General features: G+C 58.6%; 38 protein-coding genes and 3 tRNA genes. 38 read left to right on the forward strand and 3 right to left on the reverse strand.

What is annotated here, in order from left to right:
- Position 1 precedes the first annotated feature (1 nt).
- Positions 2–370, reverse strand: coding sequence for an arsenate reductase (glutaredoxin) (gene arsC, locus IEV38_RS11725; RefSeq protein ID WP_188396390.1), 369 nt, complete (start codon positions 368–370; stop codon positions 2–4).
- Between the two features lie 160 nt (positions 371–530).
- Here arsC and IEV38_RS11730 point away from each other — a divergent pair, with 160 nt between their 5' ends.
- The 37 genes from IEV38_RS11730 (at position 531) to IEV38_RS11910 (ending at position 21,100) form a co-directional block, all read left to right on the forward strand.
- Positions 531–1,610, forward strand: coding sequence for a type 1 glutamine amidotransferase (locus IEV38_RS11730; RefSeq protein WP_188396391.1), 1,080 nt, complete (start codon positions 531–533; stop codon positions 1,608–1,610).
- A 108-nt stretch (positions 1,611–1,718) separates the two neighbouring features.
- Positions 1,719–1,804, forward strand: a tRNA-Tyr gene (locus IEV38_RS11735).
- Between the two features lie 52 nt (positions 1,805–1,856).
- Positions 1,857–1,930 (forward strand) — tRNA-Gly (locus IEV38_RS11740).
- 42 nt (positions 1,931–1,972) lie between these two features.
- Positions 1,973–2,047 (forward strand) — tRNA-Thr (locus IEV38_RS11745).
- 86 nt (positions 2,048–2,133) lie between these two features.
- Positions 2,134–3,324, forward strand: coding sequence for an elongation factor Tu (gene tuf, locus IEV38_RS11750; protein ID WP_188396392.1), 1,191 nt, complete (start codon positions 2,134–2,136; stop codon positions 3,322–3,324).
- A gap of 81 nt (positions 3,325–3,405) precedes the next feature.
- A complete protein-coding gene (gene rpsJ, locus IEV38_RS11755) occupies positions 3,406–3,738 on the forward strand; it encodes a 30S ribosomal protein S10 (RefSeq protein WP_188381155.1) in 333 nt (110 codons plus the stop codon).
- Positions 3,739–3,948: 210 nt separating this feature from the next.
- Positions 3,949–4,611: a 50S ribosomal protein L3 gene (rplC, locus tag IEV38_RS11760; protein WP_188396393.1), complete on the forward strand. Its 663-nt coding sequence runs from the start codon at positions 3,949–3,951 to the stop codon at positions 4,609–4,611.
- Positions 4,612–4,614: 3 nt separating this feature from the next.
- Positions 4,615–5,235, forward strand: coding sequence for a 50S ribosomal protein L4 (rplD, locus tag IEV38_RS11765; RefSeq protein ID WP_188396394.1), 621 nt, complete (start codon positions 4,615–4,617; stop codon positions 5,233–5,235).
- Positions 5,232–5,549 carry a 50S ribosomal protein L23 gene (rplW, locus tag IEV38_RS11770; protein WP_188396395.1) on the forward strand — a complete coding sequence of 106 codons (318 nt, stop codon included), beginning with the start codon at positions 5,232–5,234 and terminating at the stop codon, positions 5,547–5,549. The genes rplD and rplW overlap by 4 nt, the downstream gene beginning before the upstream one ends.
- Positions 5,549–6,376 carry a 50S ribosomal protein L2 gene (gene rplB / locus IEV38_RS11775; RefSeq protein ID WP_188396396.1) on the forward strand — a complete coding sequence of 276 codons (828 nt, stop codon included), beginning with the start codon at positions 5,549–5,551 and terminating at the stop codon, positions 6,374–6,376. Before rplW ends, rplB begins: the two co-directional genes overlap by 1 nt.
- Before the next feature lie 10 nt (positions 6,377–6,386).
- A complete protein-coding gene (gene rpsS, locus IEV38_RS11780) occupies positions 6,387–6,662 on the forward strand; it encodes a 30S ribosomal protein S19 (protein ID WP_124574225.1) in 276 nt (91 codons plus the stop codon).
- On the forward strand, positions 6,659–6,991 hold the full coding sequence (rplV, locus tag IEV38_RS11785) for a 50S ribosomal protein L22 (protein ID WP_188396497.1): 333 nt from the start codon (positions 6,659–6,661) through the stop codon (positions 6,989–6,991). The genes rpsS and rplV overlap by 4 nt, the downstream gene beginning before the upstream one ends.
- Positions 6,992–7,000: 9 nt before the next feature.
- Positions 7,001–7,819, forward strand: coding sequence for a 30S ribosomal protein S3 (gene rpsC, locus IEV38_RS11790; RefSeq protein ID WP_188396397.1), 819 nt, complete (start codon positions 7,001–7,003; stop codon positions 7,817–7,819).
- Positions 7,820–7,821: 2 nt separating this feature from the next.
- The gene (gene rplP / locus IEV38_RS11795; RefSeq protein WP_188396398.1) at positions 7,822–8,241 is read left to right on the forward strand and encodes a 50S ribosomal protein L16; all 420 of its coding nucleotides are present in this window, start codon (positions 7,822–7,824) and stop codon (positions 8,239–8,241) included.
- 12 nt (positions 8,242–8,253) lie between these two features.
- A complete protein-coding gene (gene rpmC, locus IEV38_RS11800; protein ID WP_188396399.1) occupies positions 8,254–8,445 on the forward strand; it encodes a 50S ribosomal protein L29 in 192 nt (63 codons plus the stop codon).
- Positions 8,445–8,717 carry a 30S ribosomal protein S17 gene (gene rpsQ / locus IEV38_RS11805; protein WP_188396400.1) on the forward strand — a complete coding sequence of 91 codons (273 nt, stop codon included), beginning with the start codon at positions 8,445–8,447 and terminating at the stop codon, positions 8,715–8,717. The genes rpmC and rpsQ overlap by 1 nt, the downstream gene beginning before the upstream one ends.
- Positions 8,718–8,931: 214 nt before the next feature.
- A complete protein-coding gene (rplN, locus tag IEV38_RS11810; RefSeq protein WP_188381164.1) occupies positions 8,932–9,300 on the forward strand; it encodes a 50S ribosomal protein L14 in 369 nt (122 codons plus the stop codon).
- A gap of 9 nt (positions 9,301–9,309) precedes the next feature.
- Positions 9,310–9,624 carry a 50S ribosomal protein L24 gene (gene rplX, locus IEV38_RS11815; protein WP_188396401.1) on the forward strand — a complete coding sequence of 105 codons (315 nt, stop codon included), beginning with the start codon at positions 9,310–9,312 and terminating at the stop codon, positions 9,622–9,624.
- A gap of 6 nt (positions 9,625–9,630) precedes the next feature.
- The gene (gene rplE, locus IEV38_RS11820; RefSeq protein WP_188396402.1) at positions 9,631–10,170 is read left to right on the forward strand and encodes a 50S ribosomal protein L5; all 540 of its coding nucleotides are present in this window, start codon (positions 9,631–9,633) and stop codon (positions 10,168–10,170) included.
- A gap of 7 nt (positions 10,171–10,177) precedes the next feature.
- Positions 10,178–10,483, forward strand: coding sequence for a 30S ribosomal protein S14 (gene rpsN / locus IEV38_RS11825; protein WP_188396403.1), 306 nt, complete (start codon positions 10,178–10,180; stop codon positions 10,481–10,483).
- A 14-nt stretch (positions 10,484–10,497) separates the two neighbouring features.
- A complete protein-coding gene (rpsH, locus tag IEV38_RS11830; protein ID WP_188396404.1) occupies positions 10,498–10,893 on the forward strand; it encodes a 30S ribosomal protein S8 in 396 nt (131 codons plus the stop codon).
- Positions 10,894–10,903: 10 nt separating this feature from the next.
- Positions 10,904–11,437: a 50S ribosomal protein L6 gene (gene rplF / locus IEV38_RS11835; RefSeq protein WP_188396405.1), complete on the forward strand. Its 534-nt coding sequence runs from the start codon at positions 10,904–10,906 to the stop codon at positions 11,435–11,437.
- A 9-nt stretch (positions 11,438–11,446) separates the two neighbouring features.
- Positions 11,447–11,809 carry a 50S ribosomal protein L18 gene (gene rplR / locus IEV38_RS11840; protein WP_188396498.1) on the forward strand — a complete coding sequence of 121 codons (363 nt, stop codon included), beginning with the start codon at positions 11,447–11,449 and terminating at the stop codon, positions 11,807–11,809.
- A 12-nt stretch (positions 11,810–11,821) separates the two neighbouring features.
- Positions 11,822–12,340: a 30S ribosomal protein S5 gene (gene rpsE / locus IEV38_RS11845; RefSeq protein ID WP_188381171.1), complete on the forward strand. Its 519-nt coding sequence runs from the start codon at positions 11,822–11,824 to the stop codon at positions 12,338–12,340.
- Positions 12,341–12,350: 10 nt separating this feature from the next.
- Entirely contained in the window at positions 12,351–12,530 is a 180-nt protein-coding gene (rpmD, locus tag IEV38_RS11850; protein WP_229729013.1) for a 50S ribosomal protein L30, read from the forward strand.
- A 26-nt stretch (positions 12,531–12,556) separates the two neighbouring features.
- Positions 12,557–12,988, forward strand: coding sequence for a 50S ribosomal protein L15 (rplO, locus tag IEV38_RS11855; RefSeq protein ID WP_188396407.1), 432 nt, complete (start codon positions 12,557–12,559; stop codon positions 12,986–12,988).
- Between the two features lie 27 nt (positions 12,989–13,015).
- Positions 13,016–14,347, forward strand: coding sequence for a preprotein translocase subunit SecY (gene secY, locus IEV38_RS11860; protein ID WP_188396408.1), 1,332 nt, complete (start codon positions 13,016–13,018; stop codon positions 14,345–14,347).
- 24 nt (positions 14,348–14,371) lie between these two features.
- Positions 14,372–14,590, forward strand: coding sequence for a translation initiation factor IF-1 (infA, locus tag IEV38_RS11865; RefSeq protein WP_005663428.1), 219 nt, complete (start codon positions 14,372–14,374; stop codon positions 14,588–14,590).
- A 39-nt stretch (positions 14,591–14,629) separates the two neighbouring features.
- Positions 14,630–14,743 (forward strand): 50S ribosomal protein L36, encoded by a 114-nt coding sequence (rpmJ, locus tag IEV38_RS11870; protein WP_012081231.1) that lies wholly within the window; start codon positions 14,630–14,632, stop codon positions 14,741–14,743.
- 27 nt (positions 14,744–14,770) lie between these two features.
- The gene (gene rpsM / locus IEV38_RS11875; RefSeq protein WP_188396409.1) at positions 14,771–15,136 is read left to right on the forward strand and encodes a 30S ribosomal protein S13; all 366 of its coding nucleotides are present in this window, start codon (positions 14,771–14,773) and stop codon (positions 15,134–15,136) included.
- A gap of 40 nt (positions 15,137–15,176) precedes the next feature.
- The gene (gene rpsK / locus IEV38_RS11880; RefSeq protein ID WP_188396410.1) at positions 15,177–15,581 is read left to right on the forward strand and encodes a 30S ribosomal protein S11; all 405 of its coding nucleotides are present in this window, start codon (positions 15,177–15,179) and stop codon (positions 15,579–15,581) included.
- A 170-nt stretch (positions 15,582–15,751) separates the two neighbouring features.
- Positions 15,752–16,375, forward strand: coding sequence for a 30S ribosomal protein S4 (rpsD, locus tag IEV38_RS11885; RefSeq protein ID WP_188396411.1), 624 nt, complete (start codon positions 15,752–15,754; stop codon positions 16,373–16,375).
- A 94-nt stretch (positions 16,376–16,469) separates the two neighbouring features.
- The gene (locus IEV38_RS11890) at positions 16,470–17,447 is read left to right on the forward strand and encodes a DNA-directed RNA polymerase subunit alpha (protein WP_188381178.1); all 978 of its coding nucleotides are present in this window, start codon (positions 16,470–16,472) and stop codon (positions 17,445–17,447) included.
- 145 nt (positions 17,448–17,592) lie between these two features.
- Entirely contained in the window at positions 17,593–17,988 is a 396-nt protein-coding gene (gene rplQ, locus IEV38_RS11895) for a 50S ribosomal protein L17 (RefSeq protein WP_188396412.1), read from the forward strand.
- 192 nt (positions 17,989–18,180) lie between these two features.
- Positions 18,181–18,543, forward strand: a complete 363-nt coding sequence (gene cutA, locus IEV38_RS11900; protein ID WP_229729014.1) for a divalent-cation tolerance protein CutA — start codon at positions 18,181–18,183, stop codon at positions 18,541–18,543.
- Between the two features lie 31 nt (positions 18,544–18,574).
- On the forward strand, positions 18,575–20,353 hold the full coding sequence (gene dsbD, locus IEV38_RS11905; protein ID WP_188396499.1) for a protein-disulfide reductase DsbD: 1,779 nt from the start codon (positions 18,575–18,577) through the stop codon (positions 20,351–20,353).
- Between the two features lie 108 nt (positions 20,354–20,461).
- Positions 20,462–21,100: a peroxiredoxin gene (locus IEV38_RS11910; RefSeq protein ID WP_188396414.1), complete on the forward strand. Its 639-nt coding sequence runs from the start codon at positions 20,462–20,464 to the stop codon at positions 21,098–21,100.
- 67 nt (positions 21,101–21,167) lie between these two features.
- Here IEV38_RS11910 and hemB read toward each other — a convergent pair whose 3' ends face one another.
- The gene (hemB, locus tag IEV38_RS11915; protein WP_188396415.1) at positions 21,168–22,181 is read right to left on the reverse strand and encodes a porphobilinogen synthase; all 1,014 of its coding nucleotides are present in this window, start codon (positions 22,179–22,181) and stop codon (positions 21,168–21,170) included.
- Positions 22,182–22,346: 165 nt separating this feature from the next.
- The gene (gene yihA / locus IEV38_RS11920; RefSeq protein ID WP_188396500.1) at positions 22,347–23,066 is read right to left on the reverse strand and encodes a ribosome biogenesis GTP-binding protein YihA/YsxC; all 720 of its coding nucleotides are present in this window, start codon (positions 23,064–23,066) and stop codon (positions 22,347–22,349) included.
- A 162-nt stretch (positions 23,067–23,228) separates the two neighbouring features.
- On the opposite strand from yihA, the gene IEV38_RS11925 reads away from it, so the two are divergent.
- Positions 23,229–23,891: a c-type cytochrome gene (locus IEV38_RS11925; protein WP_188396416.1), complete on the forward strand. Its 663-nt coding sequence runs from the start codon at positions 23,229–23,231 to the stop codon at positions 23,889–23,891.
- Positions 23,892–23,919: the final 28 nt, after the last annotated feature.

The following is a 23,919-nucleotide window of genomic DNA, read 5'->3' on the forward strand; positions in this document are numbered from 1 at the left end:
CTCAGTCCTGCAGAATGCGCAAGGCCAGTTCGGAAGGGCGCGCGATGATGGCGCGTTCGTCGCGGCGCACGATCGGGCGTTGCAGCAGGATGGGGTGCGCGGCCAGCGCATCCAGCAGCCGGGCATCGTCGGCGTCGTCCAGGCCCAGTTCCGCGAAGACGGCTTCACCGTCGCGCACCATGTCGCGCACGGAAACCGCACCTTCCGACTGCAGCAGTCGGTGCAGCTCTTCCAGTTGCGCGCGCGTCAGCGGCGTCTTCTGATAGTCGATGATGTGCAGCTCTAGGCCGTGCCGTTCGGCGAACTGCGTTGCCAGTTCCAGGGCGCCGCGCGATTTCGAGCAGCGCGGATTGTGATAGATGGTCAGCATGATTCGATGTGCAGGAATGAATGCCCGCATTATGCATGCGCGCCCGATCCGTTGCAGGTTTGTCGTCCCGCCAACGGCATGCTTGGACATGGAACGGCAGGGTGGCGGATAATTCACGGCAGGTTGTTGTCTATCACCTTTCGATTCCAGAGCGAGCTTTATGTCCGACCAGTCCGATATCAACCTGCCACCCGCACCCCGAAACGCCGCCGGCGTGACGCCGCCTGCCGATCCGTTGCCCCCTGCCTCGCAAGCCCCCGTCGAAGGAGAAGCGCCGGTCGCTGTCGAAGCGGCATCGGTCGAACCGCCGGCACAGCCTGCGCCCTACACGCCGCGACCGGACTTCGGCAGCAGCAGCGCACCCGCCTACCAGCGTCCCGACGACTCCGTTTGGCAGCATACGTGGCGCGTGTTCTCGGCACGCATTCGCAGCCTGTCGGATCAGGTTGGTCGCCGGCTGACGCAGCGCACGCTCAAGATTGGCGTCTCGGCGCGCATCTTTCATCCCGAAAGCGGCGCCAAGGGATTGCAGGCCAAGACGCTGCAGTATCTGGAGGAATCGATTGCGCAATGGGTCATGTCGCGCGACGTGCTGGTCTTCATGATTCCGACCGTCAATACCAACGGCATGCTGCATCCGAGCAAGATTCGCCTGCGCGACTACGCTAAGCACCTCGACGGGCTGGTGCTGCAGGGTGGCGCCGACGTCGCGCCGCAGACGTATTCGCGCACCGCGACGCGCCCGGAATGGATAGGCGACAGCGCGCGCGACATGTACGAGCTCGAACTGCTGCACGAATTCATCGAGGCCGGCAAACCGGTGCTCGGCATCTGCCGCGGTTGCCAGTTGATCAACGTCGCCTTCGGTGGCACCTTGTACCAGGACATCGCCACCGACGTGCCGGAAGCCAATCCGCACGTGCACGAAACCTACGACAACCACCGCCACCGCATTCAGTTCCCGGCCGGCTCCTCGCTCGGCGCGCTGTTTTCGACGCACAAGGCGCCGCTCGTCAACTCCATCCACCACCAGGCGGTGCGCGATCTCGGGCGCGACCTCATCATCGAGGCCGTTTCCGAGGGCGACAACATCGTCGAGGCGGTGCGCCACACCAAGTCGCGCTTCGTCATGGGGCTGCAATGGCACCCGGAGTTCCACCGCGCCGGCGGTGCCGACCTGCTCGACTGCACGCCGATTCTCGACAACTTCCTGCGCGCCGCCCGCGAAACGCGCTTCTAGTTTCGGGGAAACCCCGGCGGCGGATCGGTATCGCGAAAATTTATGGTTTTGGATGCTGTCGATTGTTGACAAGCTGCATGAACTCGCCTATAGTCTGCGGTTCCCTGCGGAGGGGTGGCCGAGTGGTTAATGGCAGCAGACTGTAAATCTGCCCTCTTACGAGTACGCTGGTTCGAATCCAGCCCCCTCCACCAGTCCGGATGATCGGATGCAGAGAGAAATGGCAGTAGAGAAGTGGTGATCCTCGCGGGTGTAGCTCAATGGTAGAGCTGAAGCCTTCCAAGCTTATGACGAGGGTTCGATTCCCTTCACCCGCTCCAGTTTCAGAATTGGGCGCACCGTTCGGTGCGAGCAATTGAAATGCCCTTGTAGCTCAGTGGTAGAGCACTCCCTTGGTAAGGGAGAGGCCACGTGTTCAATCCACGTCAAGGGCACCAAGAATTCAGCAGTCTTTTCTGTGTTTCGTAGTATGTCGGTCGGGCGCGTGCCTGAGCATTCTCATCAAAATTGTTAGGAGTCCAAGATGGCAAAAGGCAAATTCGAGCGGACCAAGCCGCACGTGAATGTGGGCACGATTGGTCACGTTGACCATGGCAAGACGACGCTGACGGCGGCGATTGCGACGGTGTTGTCGAAGAAGTTTGGCGGTGAAGCCAAGGGCTACGACCAGATCGACGCGGCACCTGAAGAGAAAGCACGCGGCATCACCATCAACACCGCGCACGTCGAATACGAAACCGCCAACCGTCACTACGCGCACGTTGACTGCCCAGGCCACGCCGACTATGTGAAAAACATGATCACGGGCGCTGCGCAGATGGACGGCGCCATCCTGGTCTGCTCCGCAGCCGACGGCCCGATGCCGCAAACGCGCGAACACATCCTGCTGTCGCGCCAGGTTGGCGTTCCGTACATCATCGTCTTCCTGAACAAGGCAGACATGGTTGACGACGAAGAACTGCTCGAACTGGTCGAAATGGAAGTGCGTGAGCTCCTTTCGAAATACGAATTCCCAGGCGACGACCTGCCGATCGTCAAAGGCTCGGCCAAGCTCGCCCTCGAAGGCGACACCGGTCCTCTGGGCGAACAAGCCATCATGGCCCTCGCAGAAGCCCTCGACACCTACATCCCGACGCCGGAACGCGCCGTTGACGGCACCTTCCTGCTGCCGGTCGAAGACGTGTTCTCGATCTCGGGTCGTGGTACGGTCGTCACCGGCCGTGTCGAACGCGGCGTGATCAAGGTCGGCGAAGAAATCGAAATCGTCGGTATCCGCGACACCCAGAAAACCACCTGCACCGGCGTCGAAATGTTCCGCAAGCTGCTCGACCAAGGTCAGGCAGGCGACAACGTCGGCGTGCTGCTGCGCGGCACCAAGCGTGAAGACGTCGAGCGTGGTCAGGTGTTGGCAAAACCAGGTTCGATCAAGCCACACAAGCACTTCACCGGCGAGATCTACGTGTTGTCGAAAGACGAAGGCGGCCGTCACACCCCGTTCTTCAACAACTACCGTCCGCAGTTCTACTTCCGTACGACGGACGTGACGGGATCGATCGAACTGCCGAAGGACAAGGAAATGGTCATGCCGGGCGACAACGTGTCGATCACGGTGCAGTTGATCAACCCGATCGCAATGGAAGAAGGTCTGCGTTTCGCCATCCGTGAAGGCGGTCGTACCGTCGGCGCCGGTGTCGTGGCTAAGATCATCGAGTAATTCGATTCATGTGGCGGCAGTGATGCCGCCGCTCATCGCCGCGGGCATCTCGCTCGCGGCTCGCTCTTTTAAGGAATGAACATGTCGACCGCACCAAAGTCTGCTCCAAACCAGAAAATCCGTATCCGCCTGAAGGCATTCGATTACCGTCTGATCGATCAGTCGGCACTCGAAATCGTCGATACCGCCAAGCGTACCGGCGCCGTCGTCAAGGGCCCGGTCCCGCTGCCGACCCGCATTCAGCGCTACGACGTTCTGCGTTCGCCGCACGTCAACAAGACTTCGCGTGACCAGTTTGAAATCCGCACCCACGTTCGTCTGATGGATATCGTCGATCCGACCGACAAGACCGTGGACGCATTGATGAAGCTCGATCTGCCGGCTGGCGTCGACGTCGAAATTAAGTTGCAGTAATAGAAATACCCGCTTGCATTGCCGAAAGGCAGGCAGGCGGTAAGGCGCGGAAACAACAGCTTTTTCGCTGCTTGTTGTGAATGCCCGGTTTCCGCGCTATAATTTCCGGCTTCGTCAAGGATTCCGTTTGTGGAGTCCTTGCGGCGCTTGCAGTTCCTGTAGTTTCAAATACATCAGCCCCGCCCAATCGCAGGTGGGAATGGAGAAAAAATGAACCAAAACCAAGGCCTCTTGGGTCGCAAGGTTGGTATGATGCGCATCTTCACGGATGACGGGGATTCGATTCCTGTGACCGTGCTCGACGTGTCAAACAACCGCGTGACGCAAATCAAAACGCCTGACACCGATGGTTATTCGGCTGTCCAGGTCGCTTTCGGCTCCCGCCGTGCCTCCCGTGTCAATAAAGCCGCTGCTGGCCACTTCGCCAAGGCTGGCGTCGAAGCCGGCACCATGCTCAAAGAATTCCGTATCGCTGCTGATGCTGCTTCCGAACTGAAGGTTGGCGACGTGTTGCCAGTCAGCCTGTTCGAAGTCGGTCAGAAGGTCGATGTGCAAGGCGTGTCGATCGGTAAGGGCTATGCCGGTACCATCAAGCGTTACAACTTCGCATCCGGTCGTGCCACCCACGGTAACTCGCGTTCCCACAATGTTCCTGGCTCCATCGGTATGGCGCAGGATCCGGGTCGTGTTTTCCCTGGCAAGCGCATGACGGGTCACCTGGGTGATGTCACCACCACCACGCAAAACCTCGAGATCGCTCGCATCGATGCTGAGCGCCAGCTGCTGCTGGTCAAAGGTGCTGTTCCTGGTGCAAAAAACGGTCAGGTTGTCGTGTCGCCGGCTGTTAAAGTCAAAGCAAAGAAGGGGGCTTAATCCATGGAACTCAAGCTCCTGAATGATCAAGGTCAAGCTGCATCGAACGTTGCTGCGCCGGACACCATTTTCGGCCGTGACTACAACGAAGCGCTGATTCACCAGGTCGTCGTCGCATATCAAGCCAATGCTCGCAGCGGTAACCGCAAGCAGAAGGATCGCGAAGAAGTCCATCACACGACCAAGAAGCCATGGCGTCAAAAAGGTACGGGCCGTGCTCGTGCCGGTATGTCGTCGTCGCCTCTGTGGCGCGGCGGTGGTCGCATCTTCCCGAACTCGCCTGACGAAAACTTCTCGCACAAGGTCAACAAGAAGATGTATCGCGCAGGTGTCTGCTCGATCCTCTCGCAACTGGCTCGCGAAGGCCGTCTGTCGGTTATCGAAAACCTGTCGGTTGACGCGCCCAAGACCAAGCTGCTGTCGCAAAAACTGAAGGGTATGGGTCTGGATTCCGTGTTGGTCATCACCGACAGCCTGGATGAAAACCTGTTGTTGGCGTCCCGCAACCTGCCGAACGTGCTGGTTTGCGAGCCGCGTCATGCCGATCCTGTTTCGCTCGTGTTCTACAAGAAAGTTCTGATCACGAAGCCGGCATTGGCCAAGATTGAGGAGATGCTGGCATGAGCGCAGTGCAGAAATTCAGCGATGAGCGCCTGATGAAGGTGCTGCTCGCGCCGGTCATTTCCGAGAAAGCCACGTTCGTTGCCGAAAAGAACGAGCAAGTCGTTTTCCTCGTGACGCCGGATGCAACCAAGCTGGAGGTCAAGGCAGCCGTCGAATTGCTGTTCAAGGTCGAAGTGGAGTCCGTTCAGGTCGCCAACCGCCAGGGCAAGCAAAAGCGTTCGGGTCGTTTCGTCGGCCGTCGCAACCATACTCGTCGTGCCTTTGTGAGCCTCAAGCCTGGTCAGGAAATCAATTTCACCGAGGAGGCTAAATAATGGCACTCGTTAAAGTCAAGCCGACCTCGCCTGGTCGTCGCGGCATGGTCAAGGTCGTCAACAGCGACCTGTACAAAGGCCGTCCGTTTGCCGGCCTGATCGAAAAGAAATCGAAGTCGGCCGGCCGTAACAACAACGGTCACATCACCACCCGTCACATCGGCGGTGGTCATCGCCAGCACTATCGCGTCATCGACTTCAAGCGCAACAAGGATGGCATTCCTGCGAAAGTGGAACGTATCGAATACGATCCAAACCGCACCGCCAACATCGCGCTGCTGCTGTACGCGGATGGCGAGCGTCGCTACATCATCGCGACCAAGGGTCTGGCAGTCGGCGATCAACTGCTGAGCGGCTCGGAAGCGCCGATCAAGGCAGGCAACACGCTGCCGATCCGCAATATTCCGGTCGGCACGACGATTCACTGCGTCGAAATGCTGCCAGGCAAGGGCGCGCAGATTGCGCGTACTGCCGGCGCCGGCGTGGTGCTGATGGCGCGTGAAGGCGTTTATGCGCAGGTTCGTCTGCGTTCGGGTGAAGTTCGTCGCATCCACGTCGAATGCCGTGCAACGGTTGGTGAAGTCGGCAATGCCGAGCACAGCCTGCGCAAGATCGGCAAGGCTGGTGCGATGCGCTGGCGCGGTGTTCGTCCTACCGTTCGCGGTGTGGTCATGAACCCGGTCGATCACCCGCACGGTGGTGGTGAAGGTAAAACGGCGGCAGGTCGTCACCCGGTATCTCCGTGGGGCCAGCAGACCAAGGGCAAGAAGACGCGCAGCAACAAGCGCACGTCTTCCATGATCGTCTCGCGCCGCGGCAAGAAATAAGGGATAAGACATGACACGTTCATTGAAAAAAGGGCCGTTTTGCGACGCCCACCTGGTGAAAAAAGTCGAAGCCGCGCAAGCGAACAAAGACAAGAAGCCGATCAAAACCTGGTCCCGTCGTTCGACCATCATGCCTGACTTCATCGGCCTGACGATCGCGGTGCACAACGGCAAGCAGCACGTGCCGGTCTATGTGTCCGAGAACATGGTTGGTCACAAGCTTGGCGAATTCGCGCTGACCCGTACGTTCAAGGGCCACGCTGCTGACAAGAAGGCTAAGAAATAATGGAAACTAAAGCTATCCTCAAGGGCGTTCGCCTGTCGGATCAGAAAGGTCGCCTGATCGCCGATCTGATTCGCGGCAAGAAAGTCGATGCTGCCTTGAACATTCTGCAGTTCAGCCCGAAAAAAGGCGCTGCAATCGTCAAGAAGGTGCTCGAATCCGCCATCGCCAACGCTGAACACAACGACGGCGCCGATATCGACGAACTGTTCGTGAAAACGATCTACGTCGAAAAGGGCCCGATCCTGAAGCGCTTCACTGCTCGCGCAAAAGGTCGTGGTGATCGTATCTCTAAACAATCCTGTCACATTTACGTGACTGTCGGTAACTAAGGAGTCACGATGGGACAGAAGATACATCCAACCGGTTTCCGTCTCGCGGTTTCGCGTAACTGGGGCTCGCGCTGGTATGCCGGCAACGGCAACTTCGCTTCGATGCTGAACGAAGACCTGCAGGTGCGTGCCTACCTGAAGAAGAAACTGAAGAACGCCTCGGTCGGCCGCGTGGTCATCGAGCGTCCTGCCAAGAACGCGCGCATCACGATTTACAGCTCGCGTCCGGGCGTCGTGATCGGCAAGAAGGGCGAAGACATCGAAGTGCTGAAGTCGGCGCTGACCAAGATGATGGGCGTGCCAGTGCACGTCAACATCGAAGAGATCCGCAAGCCGGAAACCGACGCGCAACTGATTGCCGATTCGATCTGCCAGCAGCTCGAAAAGCGCATCATGTTCCGTCGCGCCATGAAGCGTGCGATGCAGAACGCCATGCGTCTGGGCGCACAAGGCATCAAGATCATGTCGTCGGGCCGTCTGAACGGCATCGAGATCGCCCGTACCGAATGGTACCGTGAAGGCCGTGTGCCGCTGCACACGCTGCGCGCCGACATCGACTACGGTTTTGGCGAAGCGGAAACCACCTACGGCATCATCGGTGTCAAGGTCTGGGTTTACAAGGGCGATCGTCTCGCAAGCGGCGAAGCTCCGGTGATCGACGTTGCTGCCGATGACGACAAGAAGCGTCGCGGTCCTCGCCGTGACGACGGCAAACCAAGTGGCCGTCCACGTACCGGCGCAGCGCCGGGTGCGCCAGCTGCCAAGCGTGTGCGTGCCAAGAAGCCTGAAGGCGCCGAAGGCGCAACGGCTGAGAAAGCAGGAGAATAATCATGCTGCAACCAGCACGCAGAAAATATCGCAAAGAGCAAAAAGGTCGCAACACCGGTATTTCGCATGGCACCGGCACCGCCGTGTCGTTCGGCGAATTCGGCCTGAAGGCAGTTGGTCGTGGTCGTATCACGGCACGTCAGATCGAAGCCGCGCGTCGCGCAATGACCCGTCACATCAAACGTGGCGGTCGTATCTGGATCCGTATCTTCCCAGACAAGCCGATTTCGAACAAGCCGGCCGAAGTCCGTATGGGTAACGGTAAAGGTAATCCGGAATACTACGTCGCCGAGATTCGTCCAGGCAAAATGTTGTACGAGATGGATGGTGTGGATGAAAGTCTGGCGCGCGAAGCGTTCCGCCTGGCTGCAGCGAAGCTGCCTTTGGCTACCACGTTCGTTGTCCGTCAAGTCGGCCAATAATAAGGGGCTAACATGAAAGCATCTGAACTCAAGGGCAAAGACCAAGCGGCTTTGGCCAAGGAACTGAACGATCTGCTGAAGGCCCAGTTTGGCCTGCGCATGCAGATCGCTACCCAGCAGCTGAACAATACTGCGCAGCTGAAGAAGGTACGTCGCGACATCGCACGTGTCAAAACGGTCATCAACCAGAAGGACGCCAAATAATGAACGATCAGGCAAAACAAGCGCTCAAGCGTACGTTGATTGGCAAGGTTGTGTCCGACAAGATGGACAAGACCGTTACCGTGCTGATCGAGCGTCACGTCAAGCATCCGCTGTACGGCAAGATCATCGTGCGCTCGAACAAGTATCACGCACACGATGAAAGCAACCAGGCCAAGGAAGGCGATACCGTCGAGATTCAAGAAGGTCGTCCGATTTCCAAGACCAAGGCTTGGACCGTCACGCGTGTTGTGCAGGTGGCACAGGTAGTTTAATTAGTTGTTGCAAGCCCGCCGTTTATCCCTGATAATGGCGGGCTTCGTTCCTGCAAAGTAACGCAGGAAAAGCAGTAAAGTTAGTGCCGAAGAGTTGTACTAATCGAAGTTTTGAAAAACGTCCACCTCATCAGCCTGCCACGCAGGTTGCCGAGACCAAGACTGACCGTACCGCGCATTGTGCGCAGCGGGTTAAGTTGGGAAAGAAAATACTATGATTCAAACTGAAAGCCGGCTCGAAGTAGCCGACAACACGGGCGCTCGTGAAGTCCTGTGCATCAAGGTGCTGGGCGGTTCGAAGCGCCGTTATGCCAGCATTGGCGATGTGATCAAGGTCACGGTCAAGGTTGCTGCGCCGCGTGGTCGCGTGAAGAAGGGCGAAATCTACAACGCAGTTGTCGTGCGTACTGCCAAGGGTGTTCGTCGCCAGGACGGCTCGCTGGTCAAGTTCGACGGCAATGCAGCCGTTTTGCTGAATGCAAAGCTGGAGCCAATTGGTACGCGTATTTTTGGACCGGTTACACGTGAGCTGCGCACTGAGCGCTTCATGAAAATCGTTTCTCTCGCGCCTGAAGTTCTGTAAGGAGTCGTGATGGATAAGATTCGTAAAAGCGACGAAGTCATTGTGCTGACAGGCAAGGACAAGGGCAAGCGTGGCGTGGTTCAGCGTCGCGTCGATGCCAACTACGTCATCGTGGAAGGTGTCAATGTCGCCAAGAAGGCGACCAAGCCGAATCCGATGACGGGTGCTACCGGTGGCATCGTCGATAAGTTGATGCCGATTCATGTGTCGAATGTTGCGTTGTTCAATGCGGCAACCGGCAAGGCAGATCGCGCTGGCTTCAAGGACGTGGATGGCAAGAAAGTCCGTGTCTACAAGTCGAGCGGCGAAGTTGTAAAGGGTTAAGAGATCATGGCCCGTCTCCAAGAGTTTTACAAAGAAAAAGTCGTTGCCGATCTGACTTCCAAGTTCGCTTACAAGTCGGTGATGGAAGTGCCGCGCATCCAGAAGATCACCCTGAACATGGGTCTGTCGGAAGCTGTTGCCGACAAGAAGATCATCGAGCACGCTGTGGGCGACCTGACCAAGATCGCTGGCCAGAAGCCTGTCGTGACCAAGGCACGCAAGGCAATCGCTGGTTTCAAGATCCGCGAAGGTTATCCGATCGGTTGCATGGTGACCCTGCGTGGCGCCCAGATGTACGAATTCCTCGATCGCCTGATCACGGTTGCGCTGCCTCGCGTGCGCGATTTCCGTGGTGTGTCGGGCAAGGCATTCGATGGTCGTGGCAACTACAACATCGGTGTGAAAGAGCAGATCATTTTCCCCGAGATCGAGTACGACAAGATTGATGCGCTGCGTGGTCTGAATATCAGCATCACGACAACCGCGAAGACCGACGACGAAGCGAAAGCGCTTCTCGCCGCATTTAAATTCCCGTTCAGAAACTGAGGTTGCCATGGCAAAACTGGCGCTGATTAACCGTGAACAAAAGCGTGCGAACCTGGTGAAGAAATACGCCGGCAAGCGCGCCGAGTTGAAGGCAATCATTGATGACCAATCGAAGTCGGAAGAGGAACGTTACGAAGCGCGTCTGAAGCTGCAGGCTCTGCCGCGTAACGCCAATCCGACCCGTCAACGTAATCGTTGCACTCTGACTGGTCGTCCCCGTGGCACTTTCCGCAAGTTCGGTCTGGGCCGTATCAAACTCCGTGAAACCGCCATGCGTGGCGAGATCCCGGGTATGACCAAAGCTAGCTGGTAATAGGAGAACAAGCAATGAGTATGAGCGATCCTATCGCCGATATGCTGACCCGTATCCGCAATGCGCAAGTCGTGCAGAAAACGACGGTTGCAATGCCTTCCTCGAAGGTCAAGGTTGCCATCGCCAACGTTCTGCGCGACGAGGGTTACATCGAAGATTTCGCCGTGACGGAAGCTGCCGGCAAGGCAGAACTGAAAATCGGTCTGAAATACTACGCCGGTCGCCCGGTCATCGAGCGTCTCGAGCGTGTCTCGCGTCCCGGCCTGCGTATTTACAAGGGCAAGGACGAGATTCCAAGTGTCATGAACGGTCTGGGCGTTGCCATCGTGTCGACCCCTCGTGGCGTCATGACTGATCGCAAAGCGCGCGCAACCGGTGTCGGTGGCGAAGTGATTTGCTACGTCGCGTAAGGAGTGCAAGATGTCTCGTGTAGGTAAAATGCCGATTGCACTGCCGAGTGGCGCAGAAGTCGCCATCAGCGCAGAGCAGATCACCGTCAAGGGCCCGCTGGGCAGCCTGACCCAGGCGCTGACCGGTCTGGTCAAGATCGAAAACGACAACGGTACGTTGAACGTCAAGCCGGCTGATGAAAGCCGCGAAGCCAATGCCATGTCCGGCACCATCCGTGCGCTGGTCAACAACATGGTCAACGGCGTCACCAAGGGTTTCGAGAAGAAGCTGACGCTGGTCGGCGTGGGTTTCCGCGCTGCCGCTCAGGGCGACAAGCTCAACCTGTCGCTGGGTTTCTCGCATCCGGTCGTGCACCAGATGCCGGAAGGCATCAAGGTTGAAACGCCGACGCAAACCGAAATCCTGATCAAGGGGATCGATCGTCAACGTGTCGGTCAGGTTGCTGCGGAAGTCCGTGCTTACCGCTCGCCGGAGCCTTACAAGGGCAAGGGCGTTCGCTATGCGGATGAAGTGGTTGTAATCAAAGAAACCAAGAAGAAGTAAGGGTTGATGATGGATAAGAAACAATCACGTCTGCGCCGCGGTCGCCAGACTCGCGCGAAGATCGCCGAGTTGAAAGTGAATCGTCTGGCCGTGCATCGCACCAATCTGCACATCTACGCCACCGTCATCGGTCCTGATGCCAAAGTGCTGGCTTCGGCTTCGACGCTGGAAGCGGAAGTGCGCAAGGAACTGGCCGGTCAATCGGGCGCTGGCGGCAATGTGGCCGCTGCTGCCCTGGTCGGCAAGCGCGTTGCAGAGAAAGCACTGAAAGCCGGAGTTGCCGAAGTTGCGTTTGATCGCTCCGGTTTCCGTTATCACGGCCGCATCAAGGCAGTTGCAGAAGCTGCGCGCGAAGCCGGTCTGAAGTTCTAAGGAAGAATCGTCATGGCAAAAATGCAATCGAAAATGCAAAGCGATAAGCCGGATGATGGCATGCGCGAAAAAATGATCGCGGTCAACCGTGTGACCAAGGTGGTCAAGGGTGGTCGTATCATGGGTTTCGCAGCACTGGCCGTGGTCGGTGACGGCGATGGCCGCATCGGCATGGGCAAGGGCAAGTCGAAGGAAGTCCCGGTCGCCGTGCAGAAGGCAATGGAAGAAGCGCGTCGCAAGATGATCAAGGTCACCTTGAAGAACGGCACGCTGCAGCACACGGTTACCGGCAAGCACGGTGCGTCGTCGGTCCTGATGCTGCCGGCCAAGGACGGTACGGGCGTCATCGCCGGCGGTCCGATGCGCGCAATCTTCGAAGTCATGGGTGTGACGAACGTGGTGGCCAAATCCACCGGCTCGACCAACCCGTACAACATGGTTCGCGCCACGCTGGACGGCTTGTCCAAAATGAATACGCCGTCGGAAATTGCTGCCAAGCGCGGCAAGTCCGTCGAAGAAATCCTGGGCTAAGGTGAACGCAATGGCAAATACCATCAAAGTCAAACTGGTCAAAGGTCTGATCGGCACGCGTGAGACCCACCGTGCAACCGTTCGCGGTCTCGGTCTGCGTCGTGTCAACTCGGTTTCCGAACTGGAAGATACGCCGGCAGTGCGCGGCATGATCAACAAAGTAGCGTACCTCGTGAAAGTAGTGTCGTAAGCTTCGGCTCGCACACGGAGAACATCATGGAATTGAACACCATTCAACCAGCGGACGGCGCCAAGCACGCAAAGCGTCGCGTCGGTCGCGGTATCGGCTCCGGCCTGGGCAAGACGTCCGGCCGTGGTCACAAAGGTCAGAAGTCCCGTTCGGGTGGCTTCCACAAGGTTGGTTTCGAAGGCGGTCAGATGCCTTTGCAACGTCGTCTGCCGAAGCGCGGTTTCAAATCGCTGGCAACGCCGTACAAGGCTGAGGTTCGTCTGTCCGACCTGGAAAAGCTGCCGGTTTCGGAAATTGACATCCTGGCGCTGAAGCAGGCAGGCGTGATTGGCGAGCTGGCACGTGTCGTGCGCGTTATCCAGTCCGGCGAGATCACCAAGAAAGTGGCGCTCAAGGGTCTGATCGCCACCAAAGGCGCAAAAGCGGCGATCGAAGCAGCTGGTGGTTCCGTTGCTTAATCCTGCAGTCTGATAACGGAGTAAGAATTGGCTACTACTCCTCAGCTTGCCAAAGGCGCTGCCAGCGGTTTTCCGTGGTCACGTCTGTGGTTCCTGCTTGGCGCACTGGTTGTTTTCCGCATCGGCGCGCACATTCCGGTTCCAGGTATCGATCCGGAACAGCTGGCGCAGTTGTTCAAGCAAAATCAGGGCGGCATCCTCGGCATGTTCAACATGTTTTCCGGTGGTGCGCTGTCCCGTTTCACGATTTTTGCGCTGGGCATCATGCCGTACATTTCGGCATCGATCATCATGCAGTTGATGACGGTCGTGTCGCCGCAGCTCGAAGCGCTGAAGAAGGAAGGCGAATCGGGCCGTCGCAAGATCACGCAATATACGCGCTACGGCACTCTGGTGCTGGCGACGTTCCAGGCGCTGGGTATTGCGGTGGCGCTGGAATCGCAGATCGGTCTGGTCATCGATCCGGGTCTGGCTTTCCGTGCTACCACGGTTATCACGCTGGTTACTGGCACGATGTTCCTGATGTGGCTGGGTGAGCAGATTACCGAGCGCGGACTGGGCAACGGCATCTCGATCATCATTTTTGCGGGTATCGCGGCAGGTTTGCCGAGCGCGATCGCAGGATTGTTCGAGCTGGTGCGTACGGGTTCGATGAGTGCTCTGGCGGCGATCCTGATCTGCGTGGTGGTGGCACTGGTGACGTATCTGGTCGTGTTCATCGAACGCGGTCAGCGCAAGATCCTGGTGAACTATGCCAAGCGTCAGGTCGGCAACAAGATCTATGGTGGCCAAAGCAGCCATCTGCCGCTGAAGCTGAACATGGCAGGCGTGATTCCGCCGATCTTTGCATCGTCGATCATCCTGTTCCCGGCCACGATCACGAGCTGGTTCACGTCGGGCGAAACGAGCAACCCGGTGGTGCGCTTCCTGAAGGATCTGGCAGCGTCGATGGCACCAGGCGAGCCGATTCATGCCTTGCTGTACGCAGCGGCGATCGTGTTCTTCTGCTTCTTCTATACCGCGCTGGTGTTCAACAGCAAGGAAACGGCAGACAACCTGAAGAAGAGCGGCGCCTTTGTGCCGGGTATTCGTCCAGGTGAGCAGACGGCACGCTACATCGACAAGATCCTGACGCGTCTGACCCTGGTTGGCGCGGTGTATATCACGCTGGTGTGCTTGTTGCCGGAATTCATGATCGCGCGCTGGAAGGTGCCGTTCTACTTCGGTGGAACCTCGCTGCTGATTATCGTGGTGGTGACGATGGACTTCATGGCGCAAGTACAGAACTACGTGATGTCCCAGCAATACGAGTCGTTGCTGCGCAAGGCGAATTTCAAGGGTGGCATTCCGACGCGATAAGCGGGCGGTAAAACAGGCGAACGAATGGCAAAAGACGACGTAATTCAGATGCAGGGCGAGATTCTCGAGAATCTTCCGAATGCAACATTCAGAGTCAAGTTGGAAAATGGGCATGTGGTGCTCGGTCACATTTCCGGAAAGATGCGCATGAACTACATCCGCATCCTGCCGGGAGACAAGGTGACGGTGGAACTGACGCCTTATGATTTAAGCCGGGCACGGATCGTTTTCCGTACCAAGTAATTTAAAAACGAATCAAGAACTGTAAGGAAGAGGGCAAAAATGAAAGTGCTCGCATCAGTCAAGCGGATCTGCCGCAACTGCAAGATCATCAAGCGCAAAGGCGTCGTTCGCGTCATCTGCATCGAACCGCGCCACAAGCAGCGCCAAGGTTAATTAACGTTATTGATTGAGGAATAACGAATGGCACGTATCGCTGGGGTAAACGTACCCAATCATCAACATACCGTAATCGGTCTGACCGCAATCTATGGTATCGGCCGTCCACGCGCGCAGAAAATCTGCGACACAACGGGCGTTCCGACGACCAAGAAGGTCAAGGATCTGGACGATAACGAGCTGGAAAAGCTGCGCGACGAAATCGCGAAGTTCATCGTCGAGGGCGATCTGCGTCGTGAACTCTCGATGAACATCAAGCGCCTGATGGATCTGGGCTGCTATCGCGGTCTGCGTCATCGCCGTGGTCTGCCGGTTCGCGGTCAGCGTACCCGTACCAATGCCCGTACCCGTAAAGGTCCGCGCAAGGCAGCGCAATCGCTGAAGAAATAATCCAGTCGCAGTTTGACTCGTCGGATTCAAGGAAAGAATTATGGCAAAAGCATCCAATAACGCCGCAGCAGCACGCGCGCGCAAGAAGGTTAAAAAGAACGTTGCCGAAGGCATCGCGCACATCCACGCGTCCTTCAACAACACCATCATCACGATCACCGATCGTCAAGGCAATGCCTTGTCGTGGGCAACGTCGGGCGGTGCAGGCTTCAAGGGTTCGCGCAAATCGACCCCGTTCGCCGCGCAGGTCGCTGCCGAAACCGCTGGCAAGGTTGCCATCGAGTACGGCATCAAGAACCTCGAAGTGCGTATCAAGGGCCCGGGTCCTGGCCGTGAATCGTCGGTTCGCGCCCTGAACAACCTCGGTATCAAGATCACGCAAATCCAGGACGTGACGCCTGTTCCGCACAACGGTTGCCGTCCGCCGAAGCGTCGTCGTATCTAAATTTGCTGTATCATCGGCAGTTTTTCTGTCGTTCCCGGCCCGCCAAATGTTTGGCGGGTTTTGTTCTTAAGACCACCGTCTGATTGCAGGTTGATCAGACTAGCGCCCGATGAATTGTGTTTTCGCAAGAAGATTCATTCCGGGGCGTCATGCATAACTAAGGAAAAATCGTGGCACGTTATATCGGACCCAAAGCAAAACTCTCCCGCCGTGAAGGCACCGACCTCTTCCTGAAGAGCGCACGCCGTTCGCTCGACTCGAAGTGCAAACTCGACTCCAAGCCAGGTCAGCACGGTCGCACCTCGGGTGCACGTACCTCCGACTACGGCAATCAGCTGCGCGAAAAGCAAAAGGTAAAGCGCATGTACGGCGTCCTCGAGCGTCAGTTCCGCCGTTACTTCGCCGAAGCCGATCGCCGCAAGGGCAACACCGGTGAAACGCTGCTGAAGCTGCTGGAAGCCCGTCTGGACAACGTCGTCTATCGCATGGGGTTCGGTTCGACCCGCGCCGAAGCACGTCAGCTGGTGTCGCACAAGGCACTGACCGTCAACGGTATTGTCGTCAACATCGCGTCGTACCAGGTCAAGGCCGGTGACGTGATCGCCATCCGCGAAAAAGCCAAGAAGCAGACCCGTATCGTCGAAGCGCTGTCGCTGGCGGAACAGGTCGGCCTGCCATCGTGGGTGTCGGTCGATTCCAAGAAAATGGAAGGCACCTTCAAGTCGGCACCGGATCGCAGCGAGATTGCCAACGACGTCAACGAATCGCTGATCGTCGAATTGTATTCCCGCTAATCAGTTTTTCCGGCCCACCTACTTGGTGGGCTTTTCTCGTAATGCCATCAGCCTTATCGGTGTAATGAGCCGAGGGTATTGAAAAGGACATTTCATGCAAAACAGCTTGTTGAAACCCCGTATTATCGAAGTCGAAGCACTCGGTGCCGGTCACGCCAAGGTCGTGATGGAGCCGTTCGAGCGCGGCTACGGCCACACCCTGGGCAATGCCCTGCGTCGCGTTCTGCTGTCGTCGATGGTCGGCTATGCCCCGACCGAAGTGACGATCGCCGGTGTCGTGCACGAATACTCGTCGCTGGACGGTGTGCAGGAAGACGTCGTCGATCTGCTGCTGAACCTGAAAGGCGTGGTCTTCAAGCTGCACAACCGCGATGACGTCACGCTGATCCTGAAGAAGGAAGGCGAAGGCGCCGTGCTGGCTTCCGACATCGAGCTGCCGCACGACGTCGAACTGATCAATCCGGATCACGTGATTGCGCATCTGACCGCCGGCGGCAAGCTGGACATGCAGATCAAGGTCGAAAAAGGCCGCGGCTATGTGCCGGGCAACGTGCGTCGCCTGTCGGAAGACGCCAACAAGACCATCGGCCGCATCATCCTTGATGCCTCGTTCTCGCCAGTGCGTCGCGTGTCGTACGCTGTCGAATCGGCGCGTGTGGAACAGCGTACCGATCTGGACAAACTGGTCATCAACATCGAAACCAACGGCGTCATCACGCCGGAAGAAGCGATCCGCCAGTCGGCACGCGTGCTGGTTGACCAGCTCAACGTGTTCGCGGCACTGGAAGGCACCGAAGCGCCGGCAGATGCACCGTCGCGCGCACCGGCCGTCGATCCGATCCTGCTGCGTCCGGTTGACGATCTGGAACTGACGGTGCGTTCGGCCAACTGCCTGAAGGCCGAAAACATCTACTACATCGGCGACCTGATCCAGCGCACCGAGAACGAACTGCTCAAGACGCCGAACCTCGGCCGCAAGTCCCTGAACGAAATCAAGGAAGTGCTGGCATCGCGCGGTCTGACGCTGGGCATGAAGCTCGAAAACTGGCCGCCGGCTGGTCTCGAGAAGTAATTGTCGTATCCGCGGCGGCTGGAGATTCCGGTCGCCGCGGCTGTAGTGCCACAGCCTGCCAGGCTGTATAATTCGATCCCCTACCGGTCCGCGTCACCTGATGACGATAGAAGAACTGGATACAAACTAACTGAAAGGAAATACCATGCGTCACCGTCACGGCCTTCGCAAGCTGAACCGTACTTCTTCCCATCGCCTCGCGATGCTCCGCAACATGACCGTTTCGCTGCTGCGTCATGAAGCCATCAAGACCACGCTGCCGAAGGCAAAAGAACTGCGCCGCGTCGTCGAACCGATCCTGACCCTCGGCAAGAACGACACGCTGGCCAACAAGCGTCTGGCTTTCAACCGTCTGCGCGACCGCGAAATCGTCGGCAAGCTGTTCTCGGAACTGGGCCCACGCTACGCAAACCGCAACGGCGGCTACCTGCGTATCCTGAAAATGGGTTTCCGCGTTGGCGACAATGCACCGATGGCCTTCGTCGAACTCGTTGACCGTCCGGAAAACACCGAAGCCGTGGAAGACAACAGCGGCGAATAATCGATTCCGCATCGATTCGGTATCGATCAAGCAAAGCCAGGCATCGCCTGGCTTTTGTTTTTTGTGCATCTGCAAGACAGATGGTTTATGGCAAGATAGGTGCTCGCCGCATCCGGTGGCGAACCGGCGGCCGGTTTTGGCGTCTATTCGTGACTTCCATCTGTGGCAGCCATCATGCGCGCGGCGACGCGCATGTACTACCCATTCAAGAACATGCTGACGACACAACACATGCTGCTGGTCCTGACGACCTGGCCCGATCGCGCTTCGGCCGCGGCGTTCGCGCAGCGCGTGCTGGAGGCGCGCCTGGCGGCCTGCGTGCACATCGGCATGCCGGTGCAGGCGCTCTATCGCTGGCAGGGAAAGATCGAGCAGGGCGAGGAAATCCCGCTGCAGATCAAGACCACGCAGGCACGCTACGCGGAAGTGCAGGCAGCGATCCAGGCAGCGCATCCCTACGACGTGCCGGAGATCGTCGCAGTGCCGATCAGCGAAGGACTGCCGGCCTACATGAACTGGGGCGCGGCCGAAACGGAACCCTTGCAGCGGACCTGAGGGACGGATGACGAAGACTCTCTTGCAACGAATGGATGGTGTAGTCCTGCCTGCGGCGACAGGGCTGCGCAGGCTGCTCCGTGCGCTGATCATGTTGTTCATGTTCGCCGCCTTGCCGTCTGCACAGGCGGCGGAAGAATTTCTCGACCCGCATGCGGCCTTCGCGCTGTCGCTGCGCATGAGCGAACCCGGTGTGGTGGAAGCGCGCTACCGGATCGCCGACGGCTATTACATGTATCGCGAACGTTTCGGCTTCGAAGCGCAGGAAGCACAGCTCGGCGCGCCGCAGATACCGGACGGACGCATTACCTTCGACGAAACCTTCCAGAAGGACGTGGAGGTCTATCGCGACAGCGTGACGATCCGGCTTCCGGTGCAGACGGATGGCACCTTCACGCTGGCCGTGACCAGCCAGGGCTGTTCTGACAAGGGACTCTGCTATTCACCCGTGACCACGCTCGCGCAACTGTCGCCCGATGGCGGTACGGTGCGTCTGCTCGATGCGGCCGACGGCGAAGGGATGGCCTCGAGCAGTCCACCCGAATCCGAGATGGGACGCATAGAGCGCACCCTGCAGGGTGGCCGGCTGCTGGCAGTGGCCTCGCTGTTCTTCCTGCTGGGCCTGGGGCTCGCGTTCACGCCGTGCGTGTTGCCCATGCTGCCTATCCTGTCCGGCATCATCGTCGGCGAAGGAGCAGTCACGCGGCGCCGTGGCTTCGTGCTGGCGCTGGTCTATTCGCTCGGCATGGCGATCGTCTATACCGCGCTCGGCACTGCAGCCGGCCTGATCGGCGAAGGGCTGGCCGCCGGCCTGCAGAATCCATGGGTGCTTGGTGCCTTTGCGCTGCTGATGGTCGGATTGGCGCTGTCGATGTTCGATGTCTATCAGTTGCAGATGCCGGTCTTCGTGCAGGGCAAATTGAGCGATACCTCGCGCCGCCAGCGTGCGGGACGCCTGCCCGGCGTGTTCGTGATGGGCGCGCTGTCGGCGCTGATTGTCGGACCCTGCGTGGCGGCGCCGCTGGCCGGTGCGCTGCTCTACATCAGCCAGACGCGTGACGTGGCGGTTGGCGCCGGTGCGCTGTTCTCGATGGCGATGGGCATGAGCGTGCCGCTGCTGCTGCTCGGCCTGTCGGCCGGTACGCTGCTGCCGCGCGCCGGCGCCTGGATGGATGCGGTCAAGCGCTTCTTCGGCGTATTGATGCTGGCGGTGGCGCTGTGGATGATTTCGCCGGTGATCCCGGCCGTGGCCTACATGTTTGGCTGGGTGGCGCTGGGCATCGGTTATGGCGGCTGGCTGCTGTGGGGGGCGCGCGGCGGCTGGCTGGCGAAGGCGCTGGGTGTGTTGTTCGTTGCCGGCGGCCTGTTGCAGCTGGTTGGGCTGGCGACTGGCGGACGCGATGTGCTGGCGCCGCTGGCGCATCTGACGGGCGAGCCGCACGGCGAAGAAGTGAAGTTCGTGCGGGTCAAGACCGTGGACGACCTCGAACGTGCACTGCAGCAGGCGCGCGGAAAACCTGTCATGCTCGACTTCTACGCCGACTGGTGCGTATCCTGCATCGAGATGGAACGGTTCACCTTCAGCCAGCCGCAGGTGCGTGCGCGGCTCGACGAGATGGTGCTGCTGCAGGCGGATGTGACGAAGAACGATGCGGACGACAAGGCCATGTTGCGCCGCTTCAATCTGTTCGGGCCGCCCGGCATCATCTTCTTCGACCGCAATGGGCAGGAGGTGCAGGGCGGGCGCGTGATCGGATTCCAGAACGCGCAACGTTTCCTGCAGTCGCTGGACTTTGCGGCCGGCAAATGATTGCCGCTGGTACATAGCTTGTCGTTATTTGTTTAATGCATATTTGTCGTTGGTAAAAGCGCACGATGCTTCTATAGTCAAACATTGATCAATGCAAAGGAGAAAGCGATGACCTTACGTCTGGGCGATACCGCACCCGATTTCGAACAGGATTCCTCGATCGGCAAGATCCGGTTTCATGAATGGGCGGGCGATTCCTGGGTGGTGCTGTTCTCGCACCCGGCCGATTTCACCCCGGTCTGCACCACCGAGCTGGGCCTGACCGCCAAGCTCAAGCCCGAATTCGACAAGCGCAACGTCAAGGCGATCGCGCTGTCCGTCGATCCGGCCGAGAAGCACATCGACTGGATCAAGGATATCGAAGCCACGCAGAAGACCGTGGTCGGCTTCCCGATCGTTGCCGATGCCGACAAATCGGTGTCCGACAAGTACGACATGATCCACCCGAACCAATCGACCACGGCCACCGTGCGTTCGCTGTTCGTGATCGATCCGCAGAAGAAGGTGCGCCTGATCTTCACCTACCCGCTGACCACCGGCCGCAACTTCGAGGAAGTGCTGCGCGTGATCGATGCGCTGCAGCTGACCGATGGCTACTCGGTTGCCACGCCCGGCAACTGGAAGGACGGCGACGACGTCATCATCCCGCTGACGATCCAGGACGAGGAAGTGATCAAGCAGAAATTCCCGAAAGGTTACAAGGCCGAGCGTCCGTACCTGCGCGTGACGCCGCAGCCGAACAAGTAATCAGGTTATGCATCGACACTAAAAAAGCGTCCCGCGGGACGCTTTTTTATTTGAGCGAGCGGTAAGCTCAACCCTGCTTGAGCCGGCGCGCGACGTCGAGCGCGAAATAGGTCAGGATGCCGTCGGCGCCGGCGCGCTTGAAGGCGATCATGGATTCCATCATGGTGCGGTCGTGGTCGAGCCAGCCGTTCTGTGCGGCGGCCTTGATCATCGCGTACTCGCCGCTGACCTGATAGGCGAAGGTCGGCACCTTGAACTCGTCCTTCACGCGGCGCACGATGTCCAGATATGGCAAGCCGGGCTTGACCATCACCATGTCGGCGCCTTCGGCCAGATCCAGCGCGACTTCGCGCAGCGCCTCGTTGCTGTTGGCCGGGTCCATCTGGTAGGTCATCTTGTCGCTCTTGCCGAGCGTGGCGGAAGAGCCGACCGCGTCGCGGAACGGGCCGTAAAAGGCCGACGCGTACTTGGCCGAGTAGGCCATGATGCGCGTGTAGATGTGGTGATGCGCTTCCAGCGCGTTGCGCACTACGCCGATGCGGCCGTCCATCATGTCGGACGGCGCAACGATATCGACGCCGGCTTCGGCCTGTGCCAGCGCCTGCCGCGTCAGGATGGCGCAGGTTTCGTCGTTGAGCACGTAACCGTGCGCATCGAGCACGCCATCCTGGCCGTGGCTGGTATAGGGGTCGAGCGCGACGTCGGTCAGGATGCCGAGTTCGGGAAACCGTTTCTTGAGTTCGCGCACGGCGCGCGGGATCAGGCCGTCCGGATTGGCGGCTTCGCTGCCGTCCGGTGTCTTGAGCGAGGCGTGGATGACGGGGAACAGCGCCATGACCGGAATATTGAGCGCCACACACTCTTCGGCCACACTCAACAGTTCGTCGAGCGACAGGCGCTCGACGCCCGGCATCGACGAGACCTTTTCACGGTGGTTTTCGCCTTCGGTGATGAAGACCGGATAGATCAGGTCGGCCGGCGTCAGGACATGTTCGCGCATCATTGCGCGTGAAAACGCATCCTTGCGCATGCGGCGCATGCGGACGGCGGGGAAGTGGGAAGCGGTCGCAGATTTGATCATGGTCTTCGCAAGGAAAAGGTGCCGAAAAGGCAATGTAAAAAAGTCCGCAAAAAATATGAAACGAAACCGAAACTTTTTCGCAGCCGACTCATCCTAGTAGCAGATGCTTTGCATCTCCCGCTTCTCCTCCCTGAGCGGGGCCATGCCGCTTCATGCGGGATGGCGTTATTGCCCCGGAGATACTCCCCTTTCTCCGGGGCTTTTTTTATCCTCTTCTTCCGTCTCGTTCAATCCCAGCAGTTCGATGATGCGGTCGTTCGCTTCCTCGATGCCGTCGCGTTTCAGCGCGGAAAACAATTGGGCCGTGAAGGGGAAGGGTTGCCCCTCTTCATCGACGTAACTGTTCAGCAGCGTGCGCGCGGCGCGCAGGGCGTTGGTGGCCTCGTTGCGATTGAGTTTATCCGACTTTGTCAGCAGACAATGAATGGGTTTGCCGGTTGGCGCAAACCATTCGAGCATCTGGATATCGAGATCGGTGAAGGGCCGGCGCGAATCGACGATCAGCACCAGCGCCGCCAGTTGCTCGCGGCGTTGTACATAGTCACCCAGCAGGCTTTGCCAATGCAGCTTGGCCGAACCGGACACTTCGGCATAGCCGTAGCCGGGCAGATCGACCAGCAAGGCGCGGATTTCATCGACCCTGGTGGCATCCTTGCGGTGCTGCCCCACATGCGCGCCGCCGATCGAGAAAAAATTGATGTGCTGTGTGCGCCCCGGCGTCTTGGAGGCGAACGCCAGCTTTTTCTGGTTTGCGAGAATGTTGATCGCGGTCGACTTACCGGCGTTCGAGCGGCCGGCGAAGGCGATCTCGGGGACTTGTGTATTTGGCAAATCACGGAGATGATTCACCGTGGTGAAGAAGCGGGCTTGCCAAAGTCGGGACATAGGGATGAGGGAGAAAAAGCTGCGGGCTGGCAAAAATGCCGAAAAGCTATTGTACAATGCGGCGTTACATCGCGTTGCGCAAGGGAGTGAACTCGCACCTCAGTAGCTGCTAAAAACGGTTGCCAACCTGGCAGATTTTAAACAAGTCTTCAAGGTGTCCGAATGAATCGTATTTGCCTACCGGTCGTAAAAACGTTGTTCATCGCTATCCTGACGGCTGCTTTCTCTGCCCAGGCCGCCGAGCAGAAACCTGCTGCCAAGCCCGATCCCGCCAAGGGAGAAATGCTCTACAACATGGGTGACACGGCACGTAACGTGATTGCCTGCATTACCTGCCACGGTCCGGCAGGCAACGCATCCCTTCCTGAAAATCCCAAGCTCTCGGCCCAGCACGGCGCCTACATCCACAAGCAGCTCGTCAATTTCCAGACTGGCGAGCGGCACAATCCGATCATGGAGCCCATCGCCAAGGGCATGACGGAGGAGGATATCCGCAACGTCGTGGCCTACCTGGCAAAATCGTCCAAGCCTTCTCCAGGTGCGGCGCGCAACGCCGACACGGTGGAGCTCGGCAGGAAAATCTTCCGCGGCGGCATCGCCGAGCGCAGCGTGCCGGCCTGCGCGGCCTGCCACAGCGCCAACGGTGCCGGCATCCCGGCCCAGTTCCCGCGTCTGGCCGGCCAGCATCAGGCCTATACCGAAGCGCAACTGCTGGCTTTCCGTTCCGGCGCGCGCAAGAACAGCGAGCAGATGACGCAGATCGTCAAGCGCATGTCGGAGGAGGAAATCAAGGCGGTTGCGGATTACGTCGCCGGCCTCAAGTAGAACGATCACCGATCGCATGAACAAGGGG

The sequence above is a fragment of the Oxalicibacterium flavum genome, assembly GCF_014635065.1.
Taxonomy (GTDB): domain Bacteria; phylum Pseudomonadota; class Gammaproteobacteria; order Burkholderiales; family Burkholderiaceae_D; genus Oxalicibacterium; species Oxalicibacterium flavum.